The following is a 13989-nucleotide window of genomic DNA, read 5'->3' as shown; positions in this document are numbered from 1 at the left end:
TTTTAGCGACTCCTAAAGCCACTGTCAGCAAGAGATTGAGGTTCTGGGATAGCTGGTGGTTGGGCATCATCTGGAGCTGGGGGCGGTTCAATTCCACCAGCAGATAAAACTTCTTCGATAAGCGGAATTAATATTGCTAATGTTTTTTGGCTTCTAAAAATTTCACGGCAGGCCACACGAACTTCCCGATCGGGATCAGCTTTGTTTTTTGCAGCTATTTCAAAAGCTTTAGGAACAACGGTATCAAATTTAATAATATCAGCAATATCATAAACAAATGAGAGTGGTTTTCCACTATGCACAAATCCGATTGCTGGAGCATAGCCAGCAGCCAAAACAGCTGCTTCGGTGATGCCATATAAGCAAGACGTGGCAGCACTTATACATTGATTAACCGTATCTCCTTTTTGCCAATCTTTGGGATCGTATTTTCTTCCATGCCATTTAACATGATAACGTTTAGCCAGTAATGAATAAGTTTCACGTACTCGCGATCCTTCAATGCCTCGTAACTGTTCAATAGAGCGACGACTCGGTGCCGGTTCACCAAATCGTAACTCAAACATTTTTTTGACCACTTTTAAACGTAAATCATCATCTAAAGCCAATTTAGCTTGATAAAGTAGTTTATCTGATCTTGCCCCACCTGGTTGACCCGATGAATACATTCTGACGCCAGCTTCACCGACCCAAACGAGCAAAGTGCCAACCGTTGCCGCTAGTTTGATAGCGGCATGAGAAACTCTAGTTCCGGGTTCTAACATTATGCAAGCTATCGAGCCCACTGGAATATGCGTTCTGATGCCGGTTTTATCAATTAATACAAAGGCTCCATCTAGAACGTCAATTTGTCCATATTGCAAAAAAATCATTGACGTTCTATTTTTTAAAGGAATCGGATTAAGGGGAACATAAACCATTATCGCTTATCCTATTGATAATGTTTTAGCAAAAATAAACCACAACCAAATCCTTTACTTTTACCAACTCCTTGATAGATGGTATTTAAAAATAAGTCAACATCCATTACGGTTAACACCCCTTGATAATCAACACTGCTATAAGTAATGGGTTTAAGATTGCTTTTTTTAATAAATTGCTCTTGGGTATAATTAATTACTGTGCAATCCAGTTGTTGTCCATCAGTTGTTGATAATGAAAATCCTCTGGATTCACTCTGTTTAATTAACCAATTTATGGCAGCTTCATTCTGACGAATTTTTATCTCATTATCTAAACCTTGTTGTTTAGCCAGATATTTAGCATTCATCATCACATCACTACGCTTACCATTTTTAAACACCACTGGATTTGCTCGCAGGGAAAAAATCAATTTCATACCAACGGTTAATTTTGGCTGGTATGGTTTAGTTTCTACTAAAAATAGCTCATGATTGGTTAGCGGTGCTATTTCCGATAATAGATAGTATTGATAGCCTTTGCCAATTCTCTCTTCACGAAATAAAAAGCAACGTTTTTCTTGATTAGGAAAGAGTTGCCATAACCATTGATGAATAGCATAAGGCCCAGAATTTTGCATTTTCTGTTGCATAACATAAGGAAGTCGATTTAATTTTAAAGTAACTCGAGAAAAATACATCTATTCACTCCCTTTCAAATGGCCGGAAAACTGCTGACGATCATTAAATTGCCAACGGTGACGGCTTATTGGTTGATCTTGACGACGCTGAATTTTAATTACCTCAAAGTGATCTTCTTGATTGGCCTGTTCCCAATAATATTCATCAGCAATACCTTTTAATAGTTTATCAATAACCGGATCTTGACGATGACACTCTTGATAGTGTTTATCGGCAAAACTAAAAGCCTCACGCAATGTTCCTTGATATAAGATAGGCGATAACGGTAACGATAAAGGTGAGTTTTTTCTTCCTGCGTATAAGGGAAAAACAGGTTTAAGTAATGCTTGCTGAATTTGCTCTAAACTATAAGGTGCATTCTCAGTCTCAGTCATGACTATTTGATAATAAACGTCATTATAATATTCACGCTGTGATAATAACGTCTCTAGTTCAAGAGGGTTTTGTCGTATTTCATCAAAGCGTGTATACCAGACTTGCTTTTTATTAGCCCGAGGAGCTTGGACGGTATGAAAATCTCGAAACCAACTATTGTTAGCAATAAAAGGACGAATCGCAAAATGATAATGCTGATTAAAATGATCAATCTGATCATCATCACGACGAATGCCGAGTGCAGCCGAAACTAATCCCAATAAAGCAGAGCGAGAGGGAATAATATTGCTGTGGCGAATTTCGCCAACAGCAGGTTCGCCCCAAGAGGTAAATGGGGCATAAATCTGAAAAATAAGATGGTTGATCATCTTGTCCGCCCCCCTATTTTTGCGCAACAAAATCTAATGCAGCACTAAGGGTTCCTTCTCCAGTTTCACTATTGAGAACATAGCGACTATCAGCACATTGACCATAAACTTTATCAAATTTATCTCGTTGCTCTTCCAAACGACTAATAGCATCATTTACCATATCTTGACTACGAATTGGATTAAAATAAGCTACCGCTAAAGAGCGCGGTTGTTGACTTCCTTTTTCTATTAAAAGATAGGAAGTATATGCTCGTGAAGCAAAACTATTTTGCATCCCTGTTGGTGCAACTTTGGCGGCTGATTCAGTTAAAGCTTTTAAGGTTTTTTCAACCAATGCTTCATCACCATTTAAATTTTCGAGAAGTAAATCTCGGCTGATACATACATAAGTATAAAACAGCGCCGAAGCAAATCCACGTTCGCCCAAATGCGCTGAACCAGCATCAACATCATTATTATTTAAATCATCAACAGCAGTAAAAAAATCATCCTCAATGGTTACCGTACTTACGCCTAATGCATGAGAAACTTGGCAGGCAGCTTCAATATTAAATGCCGGGCTATCAGCTAACATTCTGCCAAATAAGGCAATATCAATACTACTATTTTCTTTACGTAATAATTTAACTTCATCATCGCTAGGTTCGCGTTTTTCACTAATTAGTACATCAACTAATTGTTTAATTGCTTGCTGTTCATTGCTACTAATATGTACCAATTGTTCAATTTCTAAATTACTCAATGGATCTTTTGGTGATTTCTCATTTTTGACTTTACCAAACTGATTAGCTATTTTAATTGCACTTTCTTTAGCTATTTTTTCAGATATACCATTATCAATCAGTGGTTTGTATACCCAATCTCGAGCAAAACGACGTGAACGAACACCAATATGATCACTTAATGATTGATAAAAACAGTCAGAAGTACGCCACGCTCTTTTTAAGCTTTGTGACGAAATACGCAAACGGTCAGTATTTCCCATTTTAGCGGTTTTTGGTCGACCTAAATCATCACGGTTTAAGTTTGAGGGTGCATAAGCGGTTAATAGATGTAATTGAATAAATGTAGTCATGATGATTATTCCTTAGTATTATTTTTAGTTGAAAAATAGTCCATAGCCCAACGAGTAGAAAAGCGTTTAAGCGGATTAGTATTAGCTGGCCAGTTGTGTTCACGAGCATACCACTCTTGCATCCATAGAAAGATGCCATCAGCAAGGGAAGTTAGATTAACGCCTTTTTCACCGCGCAACTTAACGGCACGAATTAAACGCTGACAAAATTCTTCTGGGGTTTCACTATTAAGAAGACGTTCAAATCGCAATTTAGATAAATAATTACGTTCTCCGCCTTTTACTTTTTCACTCAGTTGCGCAGCAAATGGTGCCTTATCATTATTTAACTCTGCAAAAACAGCCACATTAACCAATATCTGTAATGCATGATAATGAATATCCGTTTGCGCTAATTTACTGTCGTTATTAAGAAGTTTATTAGCTAAAATCGTGTAGCCATCCTGTAGAATTATTAATTCAGACAATGAAACCCGGCGTAATTCAGCACGTAATTTTCGTCCATTGTAATTAATACCATTAAATTTACATTGCCGTTGCTGCAACATAGAAAACCATTCATCGATAATCTTTTTGTGGCTATCATTTAAGATCATCAGCTTTTTTTGGATAGTGTCTGACATGTTGTTCTCCCTACATGCAATCAAGACGTTTTATTAAGTTTAATCTTTTTGATATTTCTAAGTTTGTTAAAATCTTTAAGTAATTTTTCTCTGGTTGTAATTTTTTCGGAACTTATCATCTGTTGATCTGGGTCAGAAAAAGCAGCTTTATCATAGATTTGAGTAATATATTTTAATAAGGTATTTGTCCAATCTAACAACAGATGAAAACGCCCATTCGGATTCTCTTTTTCTTTGATAAGTTGTTTAACAAATTGGTAAAAAGGTATTTCTGTTTCTTTCCAATAAGCAATATCAACTGAACTGGACTGTTTATTGATAGCTGTCAAGGCTTTACGCTGTAATGATAAAACGTCTTTGCTAAATTCTAATGCTTGTTCAATCAGCTCTTTAAGATCGCTGTCAGGATCAGCTAATGCAGGATATACCGGAAAAGTGTGTTCATACCAACAGCGTGCCTTCATATTGTCAAAATCGTATCCAAAGCACCACAAGTGATATTTTTCAGCAGATTTCAATCCTCGATTATAATGAACACCTACCACCTGAGCTGATTGGGTTTCATCATTAGTGCTAACCATGCCTAGCCAATCGCGGTAAATTAACCCACCAGGTTGTCCTTTAATCGCAATGGGTGCATTTGTTTTGCTATCAGTTCGATATGGTGATAAAGGATGGCGCCAGTTTTGGTATTGAACACCATAATTTTTAGTTTGATAATGGCTAATAAGCTCAGACGACTCTTCGCCACAAAGATCACAATGGCCTTGTGTTGTATTTTCAAAATCGAGCTCAATGCGACGAGGCATACCCCAAAATGCTTGACAACAATTAGCTTGTTCAGGAAATACACTTAAATTTTTTGGCGATTCACTGGTTATGGTTTTGTTTAACCATGGGAAGACAGTTTCATCATAGCATTGTGGTTTTTCGTCATCATCCAGTGGCATTACATTTAACCATAATTTTTTCCATAATGGTGTTGAGGTGTTTAACTCTGGCATGATTAAAGTGGTAATTGGTCCACCACCTCGCAAACTTACTCGATGCCCTACCCCACCGGCAGGTGCATTAGTTTGTAAAGTAAACAGAGCTATAACCGCACAATGAGGACAGATAGCGTTAACAAAATCCCGCTTAATAAAATGGTCGGTATTTTTCTTGAGTGCATTTTCACCCGGTGCTTCAACCAATAAACCTGAAATCGGCACTTTATTACCATTTAATGGCGTAAAGTCTTGCATAAACGCCGGTTTAGCTTTACCAAATTGCATTGCCGGTTTAACTTGTTCAAATGCCTTATCAAGCTGCGATTGACTTATCCCCTCATCCCAATAGTCTGACCATTCATATTTATCTTCAGGGGAAAAGGTGGTTTGCAGTAAACCAATAAGGAATTGATAAGCCGCACCTTGAAAATCGGGTCTAAAATAGGCTAAATCAGCAATGGTTTCGTCAACTAACTGGCTGGGTTTAATTTTACTAACATGACCATCAAAATAAACAACAGGAATCCATTCGTGGTCTAACAGTGATAAAGAAGACAATTTATACTCCTTTTTTAGTTTGCAATAAGTAAAATAGAGATTATTTCGCTTATCGGTTTGAGTTTAAATTACTTAAGTCGATATGAAACTGACTTATTGATTTCAAAGTTAAAAACAAACGATCAAATTTCTTGATCATCTATTGCATTTCTTAATTCAATAGTCTATCGATTTTATGGTAATTGCACTTATTTTGTAGAGCATTACATATTGATAATAATCTTTATATTTTGTAATCATGGTACTATTTGTCATTTCAATTCCTTATATTAATAGGGATAAACCAATAGCAAGTGATAATTAAACTTAGTTCCCCACTCTCGTGGGGATTTTTATTCCAAAGTCGGATGGGTAGAAAATTACAATTAGTTTAACAAAGTTCTCTCTTCAAAAATGTGAGCTGAGTTGCTTTTTTTAATTTTTTGTTTTTTATCCACACTCTCTATTATTTGAGTCATCACTATTGCAATGTTATTGCTGTTAAGCCAACGCACTTTCTGCCTAGTGTTATTACCTTAAAAACCGATATTATGCAGAACTTTAATTTGACGGTTTAAATCACTTAAGGTTTATAATACAAAATTAAACATTAATCGCTAAAACGTTAATTACAAAGTAGTGTTACTCACATTGAGAAAGTTATGATTAAGAAAAATAATGATAATTATCCAGCAAATAATAATCTAAGTATTAAAAACGGAAATCAATCCGAACTCACACCTTTACCGGCAAAACAGCGGTTATTTTTATCAATCATTGATAAATTAACCGCTTTTTCCATGATTTGGGTCAGTATGGTTTTGATGTATGGGGTTATTTGCATGTACACGAATGCCATGGGGCAAGATGAGTTTTATCGTTTTATCTTTTTTTTACAAAGCCCTTTAGCTGTTATCATCAATGTTATTGCATTATTACTGGCTTTGTTTCACTCGATTAATTGGTTTAGGCTGATAGCTAAAGTTGTTTTTAAGCAAACTACGCATAAAAGGGGGCAGGTATACTTATTAATTATTGGCCTCTGTGTTGTAACGCTTTTACTTTCCTATTGCTTACTATTATCGATTATTAAATAAGTGGTGTTTGATTAATGAAAAACCAAAAAACTCAACCAATAGCCTCTGATTCAAAAGTGGCAAAAGGATTATTTGCTTTAGGTGGACTTTGGGCAGCTATTTTTGCGCCAGTAGTGTTAATCATTATTGCGTTTATTATTCCTTTTGGTGACGCAATAACCCGTTCTTCCATTCTTAAACTCGCTAATACTCAATTAGGTAAACTATTTTTATGTTTAATGATTTCACTACCGATTTGGTATGGATTGCAACAGATTCTAACTTTGCTTCATCAATTCAACATACACCCCAAGCGAGAAAAACTACTTACTTACGGTTTAGCATTAGCATGGACTGCCCATGCAATTTATATTTTATTTGTAAGATAAAACGAGAATGATGATAATTCATTGGCGTTATCCAGTACACTTTTGATAACGCCATTTTAAGATTGATTAATAATAGGTAATTTGTCGAATAATATTGGTTTGTTTGTTTTTTCTATTTTGTTTTGCTTGTGTTGCACTAAGCCAATCATTTTTTTCATTAAAGGTTAAAAATTGCGTTATATAATTCGATGTATCTTTACCTACCATTGAATAGGTAGATTGAATTACATTTAAGCGATTGTTTGTATCAAATTGGTAAGAAAAATCACTTTCATTTCTGGTGTTATTACTGTATTGGGTTGATACTTTCGCTAATTGATGGTTCTGATAACTAAATGCGTAAATCGAAGCTCCTTTTTGCTCTGTTCCGATCACATCTCCATTAGCATTCAACTCATTTAACCGCCATTGAACATCTTTAATAACCAAACAATTGTTGTTATCAAACTGATAACTGTCGTTCTCAATAAAGGTAAAATCGGGTGCCTTTTTTATCTGTTCTGAGGCGACAATTCGACCTTGTTCATCCATTTTGAATTGAATCTTACCATTGGTTTTATCTTCAATATCTTCAATTACATTTTGCCAACCAGACTCATTTTTTTGCAGATGCTCAAAATAAAGTTTTTCATTTTTATCAGAATAAAGGTCGTAATGGCTTTCAATAATTAAGCCATTGGGATCGTAATTTAAACTATGTTTGGCAATTGAACGAATAGCACCGGTATCCGATGTAATTGTCGAGGTTCTAACTTCTTGTTTTATACCTTTAGCTTGAGAATCAATAAAATCTAATATTTTGAAAATATAATTATTGGCGGCAACCTTGTTTTGCTCAGGATCGTCAGAACATGTCAACGCCATAACATTTATTGAAATAAATGATAAACATGAGGCGGTTAAAAGTCGGAATATTGTCTTTTGCATAATTAACCTGTTAAATCGTTTACTAAATTAATTTTTTAATTATGGCTTATATTTCTGCCATAACCTTATACCTTTATTTTTTACGCATTAATAATGCGTCTTCCCAATTGATCTTTTGATCTTCTTTTTGTTTAGATTCTGTTTTTTGTGTTTTTTCAAGAATATTAGCATGAATCAAGGTTTTAGTTGACTTTCTTGGTGGTTTATCTAAAAACGACAGTAAATCTTTGGTATATTCGGTTTCAGGCGTATAGTAGATTTTTTCACGTAAACCTTGCTCAACAACTTTACCTTCTTTCATAACAATAATTTTATGACAGAAAGAGTAAACCAACGCTAGATCATGACTAATAAACAGATAACTAAGGTGATGTTTCTCTTGTAATGATTTAAGCAGATTAATTATCTGTTTTTGAATAGTATGATCTAATGACGAAGTTGGTTCATCTAAAATTAATAATTCTGGTTGTAGAATTAGAGCTCTTGCGATGGCGATTCTTTGTCGTTGTCCGCCAGAAAACTCATTCGGGTAACGAAAACGCATTTGCGGATCTAAACCGACCTCTTGCATAATATCAATCACCGCTTGTTCTCGCTCGGTTTTAGTCAGTTTTTTATGAGTCTCTAGACCTTCACTGATAATTTGTTCCACATTAAAGCGTGGGTTAAGTGATGAATATGGATCTTGAAACACAACTTGAATTCGGCTACGAAATGGTAATAATTTTTTGGCGGATAAATTCTGTATAGAATGACTATCGAAGCAAATATCACCTTGTGATTTAATTAAACGTAAAATTGCAAGTGCTGTGGTACTTTTACCTGAACCGGATTCACCAACAATACCAACTGTTTCACCTTGATGAACGGTAAAGCTAATGTTATCAATAATTTTTTTCTTTTTACTTCTAAACAATCTTTTTTGTGCGACAACTTCGACATTGAGATGATTAACACTAAGCAATATACCTGGCATATCCGGTAAAGGAACCGGCTCACCGCTAGGTTGAGAACTCAACAATGTTTGGGTATATTCTTGTTGCGGACGCAAGAATATACGCTGTTTATTATTGAATTCAACAATTTGGCCATTTTGCATAACCGCCACTTTATCCGCCAGTTTTTTAACAATGCCCAAATTATGTGAGATAAATAACATACTCATATTCAGCTCTTTTTTGAGTTCTTTGAGTAGATCAATAATTTGTGCTTGGACAGAAACATCTAAAGCGGTGGTTGGTTCATCTGCAATTAATAATTTAGGGTGAGTTAAAATGGCCATAGCAATCATCACCCGTTGTCTTTCACCACCAGATAACTGATGAGGGTAAGCGGAGAGTTTGCTTTTAGGATCTTTGATACCAACACGATCAAGGTATTGTAAAATTTCGCTACGAGCAACATTGCGTCGCATACCTCGATGTAGTGATAATACTTCATACAGTTGTTTTTCAACTGTATGCAATGGATTAAGTGATACCATTGGCTCTTGGAATATCATGCTAATCTGGTTACCGCGTATTTTACGTAACTCTTTCTCCGAGGCATGTAGTAACGATTTATCCTCAAAAATAATATCGCCAGATGGATAGATTACCTGCTCTCTTGGTAATAGCCTTAATATCGATAGCGCGGTAACACTTTTACCGGACCCAGATTCACCAACTAATGCAACCGTTTCTTGTTCGTTGATATCGAAACTAATATTTTCCACAACTTGACTTTGTAAGTGTTGACCGGTTTTAAAGGCTATATTTAAATCAACAATAGATAGTAAAGGAGAACTCATTTATATACTCCTTTGTTTGGATCAAATGCATCTCTAATTGCTTCACCAATAAAAATTAACAGTGACAATAATATAGAAATAACTAAGAAGGAACTAATACCTAACCAAGGTGCTTGTAAATTATTTTTTCCTTGTAGTAACAATCGACCCAAGGATGGCGAATCAATTGGTAAACCGAATCCTAGAAAATCTAGCGCTGTTAGCGTTGAAATAGAACCACAAAGAATAAATGGTAAAAATGTTAATGTCGCAATCATCGCATTGGGTAACATGTGACGAAGTATAATTTTACTATCGCTTACCCCCATCGCTTTGGCCGCTCGAATATAATCAAAGTTACGGGTGCGTAAAAACTCTGCTCGGACAACACCAACTAACGCCATCCAACCAAATAACACTGTAATTGCCAATAACCACCAAAAATTAAGTGGTAAGATACTGGCAAGGAGAATAATCACAAACAGCTCGGGTAATCCACTCCAAATCTCAATAAATCGTTGCCCCAACAAGTCAACTTTACCACCATAATAACCTTGAATTGCACCGATTAACACCCCAATAATTGAAGTGAAGAAGGTCAGAAAAAGAGCAAAAAACATCGATATTCTAAAACCGTATGCAATATTGGCTAATACATCAAAACCAGCATCGGTGGTACCTAACAGATGGGTTTTAGATGGCGGAGTAGGAAAAGTGCTAGATGTATCATGTATCAAAGTATTATAGGTATAATGGAATGGTGGCCAAACTATCCAACCATCATCTTTAATCTTGTTCTGCACGGCAGGATCTAAATAATTAGTTTGCGTTTGAAACTCGCCGCCAAATTCGGTTTCAGGATAGAAATTAAAGATTGGTAAGTAATAGTTATTTTGATATTTAATCAATATTGGCCGATCATTAAAGATAAAATCAGAGAACAGGCTGATTATAAATAATATTAAAAATAGCCATAACGAAAAATATCCACGTCGATTGCGTTTAAATCGTTGCCAACGTAGCTGATTAATTGAGTAGTGCGTAGTCATCAATTGCGAGCCTCAAAGTCAATGCGTGGATCGATTATCATATAAGATAAATCTGATAAGAGTTTGGTGATAAGTCCTATCAAGGTAAATATATATAATGTGCCAAAAATTATAGGATAATCACGCTGAATAATCGCTTCATAACCTAAAAGCCCTAATCCCTTAAGTGAAAAAATGGCCTCAATCAGGACCGAGCCAGTAAATAAAATTCCAACAAATGCAGCAGGAAAACCCGATACAATAAGCAAGGTGGCATTACGGAAAACATGTTTATAGAGAATTTGCCTTTCACTTAACCCTTTCGCTCTAGCTGTAACTACATATTGTTTACGAATTTCATCTAAAAATGAGTTTTTGGTTAACATAGTTAATGTGGCAAAACCACTCACCACCATGGCAATCGTTGGTAAGCAAATATGCCAAGCATAATCTTTCACTTTGCCCCAAAAATCTAACTGTTCAAAATTATTGGAAATCAACCCTCGAAGTGGGAAAATATCCCAATAACTACCGCCAGCAAACAGAACAATTAATAACACGGCTAATAAAAAGGCCGGTATTGCATAACCGATAATAATTAACGTACTTGACCAAAAATCAAATCTTGAACCGTCTTTAACCGCTTTACGAATCCCTAATGGGATGGAGATTAAATAAACAATTAATGTACTCCATAACCCTAATGAAATAGAGACTGGTAAACTTTTGGCAATTAGACTTAATACCGATTCACTTTTAAAAAAACTGTTACCAAAATCAAATTGAATATATTGTCGCAACGTATTGATATAGCGTTCCCAAATCGGTTTATCAAAACCATATTGTTTCTCTATCATTGCCACAATTTCTGGATCTAGACCACGCGCCCCACGATAATTTGATTCTTTTCTTTGTTCTTTCAATATTGTTGGGCTACTTTCACTGCCTGGTAACAATACCTGCCCAGCCTCTGGTCCATTTTCTATCATGGCTAAAGCTTGGTCAACCGGCCCACCGGGGGCAATTTGCACGATAAAAAAGTTGATCGTCAAAATGATTAGCAAGGTTGGAATAATCAGCAATAATCGACGGATAATATAATTGAGCATATTAGTGTTCTCTATTCTTTGACAAGCTAGCCGCTTTATCTGCATCATACCACCAGCTATCAATGCCTATTGCATAACTTGGCTGTATGGCTGGCTGACCAAATTTATTCCAATATGCATAATAGGTTTTACTGTTATACCACATTGGAATCATCGGATATTCTTGGGTCAAAATGCGATCGAGTGCCCGTCCAAGTGGTATTAATTCACTTTGATTGCCAACATTTTTCACTATTTGAGCAATAATCGAATCAATCGCCTGATTATGTAGTCCGGAACCATTATATGAAGAATTTAAATATTCGCTCCCCCATAAAATCATTAAATCGGAAGAGGGATAATTTACCGCACTATAATTACGAGGCATCATATCATAATCACGTTCACGCATCCTGCGAGTTAATTGCGCATAATCTAATGAAGTTATTTTCATTGTAATACCTAAACGCGCTAAATTTTGTTGAAAAGGTATCGCATATTTGATGTCTTCACCAAGATAAGTTAATAGCTCAAATTCAAAAGGTTGCTGGTTTTGGGCATTAATCAGTTTTCCGTCTTTAATAATCCAACCGGCTTCTTGCAATAATTTAGCGGCGGTTAATAAGTTATTGCGATTAAACCCTTGTCCATCACTTTTCGCAACCGTATAGGCTTCATCAAACGCTTGCTCGGGAATAATATCTTTATAAGGTATTAACCATTTGAGCTCTTGCTCACTCGGTTTATCTTTTGCTGCATAAATAGTATTTTCAAAAAAGCTAGTTGGTCTTTTATAACTATCATAATAAAATGCGTGATTTAACCATTCAAAATCAAACGCTAAGGTTATTGCTTGTCTAACTCTAACATCTTTAAAAAAATCTTTTTGCAAATTAAACGCTAACCATCTAGTATTTACCGCGGTTTCCACGTTTTTTTCTTGTTTTATAATATCTTTTGCGTCAAAATATTTTCCTTGATATTGCGTAAACCAGTTTTTCGGTTGCCCTTCACCGCGAAAATCGTATTCCCCTGCTTTAAATGCCTCTAAAGCAATACTCGTATCCATATAATAATCAATACGTTTTTCATCAAAATTATCTAAGCCTTTATTAACAGGTAAATCCTTTGCCCAATAATCAGGATTACGCTTATAAACGACATACTGCCCCATTTTATAATCACTAATATAATAAGGGCCACTACCAACAGGCGGGGTACTTAATGGCTCAGAGAAATTATGATTTTGCCAAAAATGCTTAGGAATAACCCGCATACTACCGACAAAAGAGAGTAATTTTTCACGATCGCTTTCCGGTAATTCCACTCTAACCCGATAGTCATCTATCGCTTTAACATTTACCCCTTTGTTATAAACTCGATATTGTGAAACACCTTCAGTCATAAATTTATGAAAAGTAAATTCCACATCATGGGCAGTTATTGGCTTACCATCTTGAAAACGGGCATTTGGATTAATAAAAACTTCAGCCCAACGATAACTATCTGAATAAGTAATTGAAGTTGCTATCAGTGGATAAAAGCTGGAAATATCATCAGCGGTTGAGGTAAAAAGTGAATCATATAACGAATCCGAATAATGTTCCGGTGCGCCACGACTAGCAAAACGGTTAAAATTATCAAAAGTACCTATTTCATGTAGTTTGATAATTCCACCTTTGGGAGCATTAGGATTAACGTATTCTAGATGGTCAAAATTTTCAGGATATTTTGGATCACCTAGCAACGAAAAAATAGTTTTATGGTAAATATGTTCGACTGGTTGACTAGGTTCAATGCTTTCAATCGGTTGAACGGTGTCAGTGGTTAACCTAGACTTTACTGTTGCTTCTCTAGGAAACATAATATTCGGTTGTTTTTTGGCATAAACAGTCATTGAAGTCATGAATAATCCACCCAAGCAGCTTGAGATGAATAATTTTTTCATATTTATTTTTCTTTGACTGTTCATCCTAGTTTAGTTCCTGTTTTATCATTAAACTATCAATCTGCGATTTTACTTGATTTATTAGAAAAAATTAAATTATCTAAAATATTGAAAATAACATATTGAGAGTTAACTATTTTGCCAAACTTCAATCGAATGAGCAAAACCTAATTAATAAACTTAATAAGAATCCT

The 13989-nt window shown here is 35.4% G+C and carries 12 protein-coding genes and 1 pseudogene; 2 read left to right on the top strand and 11 right to left on the bottom strand.

The window, feature by feature from the left end:
- Positions 1 to 2: 2 nt before the first annotated feature.
- From cas1e to casA, 6 genes are read right to left on the bottom strand one after another with little or no spacing between them, the layout of a single operon-like run.
- A complete protein-coding gene (cas1e, locus tag DKK70_RS02465) occupies positions 3 to 920 on the bottom strand; it encodes a type I-E CRISPR-associated endonuclease Cas1e (RefSeq protein WP_086361100.1) in 918 nt (305 codons plus the stop codon).
- Between the two features lie 11 nt (positions 921 to 931).
- Entirely contained in the window at positions 932 to 1600 is a 669-nt protein-coding gene (gene cas6e, locus DKK70_RS02460; protein WP_110432592.1) for a type I-E CRISPR-associated protein Cas6/Cse3/CasE, read from the bottom strand.
- Positions 1601 to 2344, bottom strand: coding sequence for a type I-E CRISPR-associated protein Cas5/CasD (cas5e, locus tag DKK70_RS02455; RefSeq protein WP_110432591.1), 744 nt, complete (start codon positions 2342 to 2344; stop codon positions 1601 to 1603). It lies immediately after the preceding gene.
- Between the two features lie 13 nt (positions 2345 to 2357).
- The gene (gene cas7e, locus DKK70_RS02450; protein ID WP_065577734.1) at positions 2358 to 3422 is read right to left on the bottom strand and encodes a type I-E CRISPR-associated protein Cas7/Cse4/CasC; all 1065 of its coding nucleotides are present in this window, start codon (positions 3420 to 3422) and stop codon (positions 2358 to 2360) included.
- 5 nt (positions 3423 to 3427) lie between these two features.
- Positions 3428 to 4045: a type I-E CRISPR-associated protein Cse2/CasB gene (gene casB / locus DKK70_RS02445; protein WP_110432590.1), complete on the bottom strand. Its 618-nt coding sequence runs from the start codon at positions 4043 to 4045 to the stop codon at positions 3428 to 3430.
- A 20-nt stretch (positions 4046 to 4065) separates the two neighbouring features.
- Positions 4066 to 5592, bottom strand: a complete 1527-nt coding sequence (casA, locus tag DKK70_RS02440; protein WP_110432589.1) for a type I-E CRISPR-associated protein Cse1/CasA — start codon at positions 5590 to 5592, stop codon at positions 4066 to 4068.
- 641 nt (positions 5593 to 6233) lie between these two features.
- Here casA and DKK70_RS02435 point away from each other — a divergent pair.
- Positions 6234 to 6668, top strand: a complete 435-nt coding sequence (locus tag DKK70_RS02435; RefSeq protein ID WP_110422608.1) for a hypothetical protein — start codon at positions 6234 to 6236, stop codon at positions 6666 to 6668.
- Positions 6669 to 6682: 14 nt separating this feature from the next.
- Complete coding sequence (gene frdD / locus DKK70_RS02430; protein WP_110432588.1) at positions 6683 to 7036, top strand: fumarate reductase subunit FrdD; 354 nt, start codon at positions 6683 to 6685, stop codon at positions 7034 to 7036.
- 66 nt (positions 7037 to 7102) lie between these two features.
- On the opposite strand, the gene DKK70_RS02425 is transcribed toward frdD, so the two are convergent.
- The 5 genes and pseudogenes from DKK70_RS02425 to DKK70_RS02405 form a co-directional block, all read right to left on the bottom strand.
- Positions 7103 to 7963, bottom strand: coding sequence for a hypothetical protein (locus DKK70_RS02425; protein ID WP_110432587.1), 861 nt, complete (start codon positions 7961 to 7963; stop codon positions 7103 to 7105).
- Positions 7964 to 8168: 205 nt separating this feature from the next.
- Positions 8169 to 9752, bottom strand: a pseudogene (yejF, locus tag DKK70_RS02420) (microcin C ABC transporter ATP-binding protein YejF); the annotation flags it as partial.
- Positions 9749 to 10780 (bottom strand): ABC transporter permease, encoded by a 1032-nt coding sequence (locus tag DKK70_RS02415; protein ID WP_110422604.1) that lies wholly within the window; start codon positions 10778 to 10780, stop codon positions 9749 to 9751. The gene DKK70_RS02415 and the pseudogene yejF, both read right to left, overlap by 4 nt.
- The gene (locus DKK70_RS02410; protein WP_110432585.1) at positions 10780 to 11868 is read right to left on the bottom strand and encodes a microcin C ABC transporter permease YejB; all 1089 of its coding nucleotides are present in this window, start codon (positions 11866 to 11868) and stop codon (positions 10780 to 10782) included. The genes DKK70_RS02415 and DKK70_RS02410 overlap by 1 nt, the downstream gene beginning before the upstream one ends.
- Before the next feature lies 1 nt (position 11869).
- Positions 11870 to 13795 carry an extracellular solute-binding protein gene (locus DKK70_RS02405; RefSeq protein ID WP_219999659.1) on the bottom strand — a complete coding sequence of 642 codons (1926 nt, stop codon included), beginning with the start codon at positions 13793 to 13795 and terminating at the stop codon, positions 11870 to 11872.
- Between the last annotated feature and the right edge of the window lie 194 nt (positions 13796 to 13989).

This window comes from Gilliamella apicola (genome assembly GCF_003202655.1).
In the GTDB taxonomy this organism is placed as follows: Bacteria; Pseudomonadota; Gammaproteobacteria; order Enterobacterales; family Orbaceae; genus Gilliamella; species Gilliamella apicola_R.
This window is presented reverse-complemented; position numbering and strand designations above follow the sequence as displayed.

Coding starts and splice junctions, on each gene's coding strand:
- frdD (WP_110432588.1), top strand. CDS start 6,683: ATGAAAAACCAAAAAACTCAACCAATAGCCTCTGATTCAAAAGTGGCA.
- DKK70_RS02415 (WP_110422604.1), bottom strand. CDS start 10,780: ATGACTACGCACTACTCAATTAATCAGCTACGTTGGCAACGATTTAAA.
- DKK70_RS02405 (WP_219999659.1), bottom strand. CDS start 13,795: ATGAAAAAATTATTCATCTCAAGCTGCTTGGGTGGATTATTCATGACT.
- casB (WP_110432590.1), bottom strand. CDS start 4,045: ATGTCAGACACTATCCAAAAAAAGCTGATGATCTTAAATGATAGCCAC.
- cas5e (WP_110432591.1), bottom strand. CDS start 2,344: ATGATCAACCATCTTATTTTTCAGATTTATGCCCCATTTACCTCTTGG.
- DKK70_RS02425 (WP_110432587.1), bottom strand. CDS start 7,963: ATGCAAAAGACAATATTCCGACTTTTAACCGCCTCATGTTTATCATTT.
- cas6e (WP_110432592.1), bottom strand. CDS start 1,600: ATGTATTTTTCTCGAGTTACTTTAAAATTAAATCGACTTCCTTATGTT.
- cas7e (WP_065577734.1), bottom strand. CDS start 3,422: ATGACTACATTTATTCAATTACATCTATTAACCGCTTATGCACCCTCA.
- DKK70_RS02435 (WP_110422608.1), top strand. CDS start 6,234: ATGATTAAGAAAAATAATGATAATTATCCAGCAAATAATAATCTAAGT.
- DKK70_RS02410 (WP_110432585.1), bottom strand. CDS start 11,868: ATGCTCAATTATATTATCCGTCGATTATTGCTGATTATTCCAACCTTG.
- cas1e (WP_086361100.1), bottom strand. CDS start 920: ATGGTTTATGTTCCCCTTAATCCGATTCCTTTAAAAAATAGAACGTCA.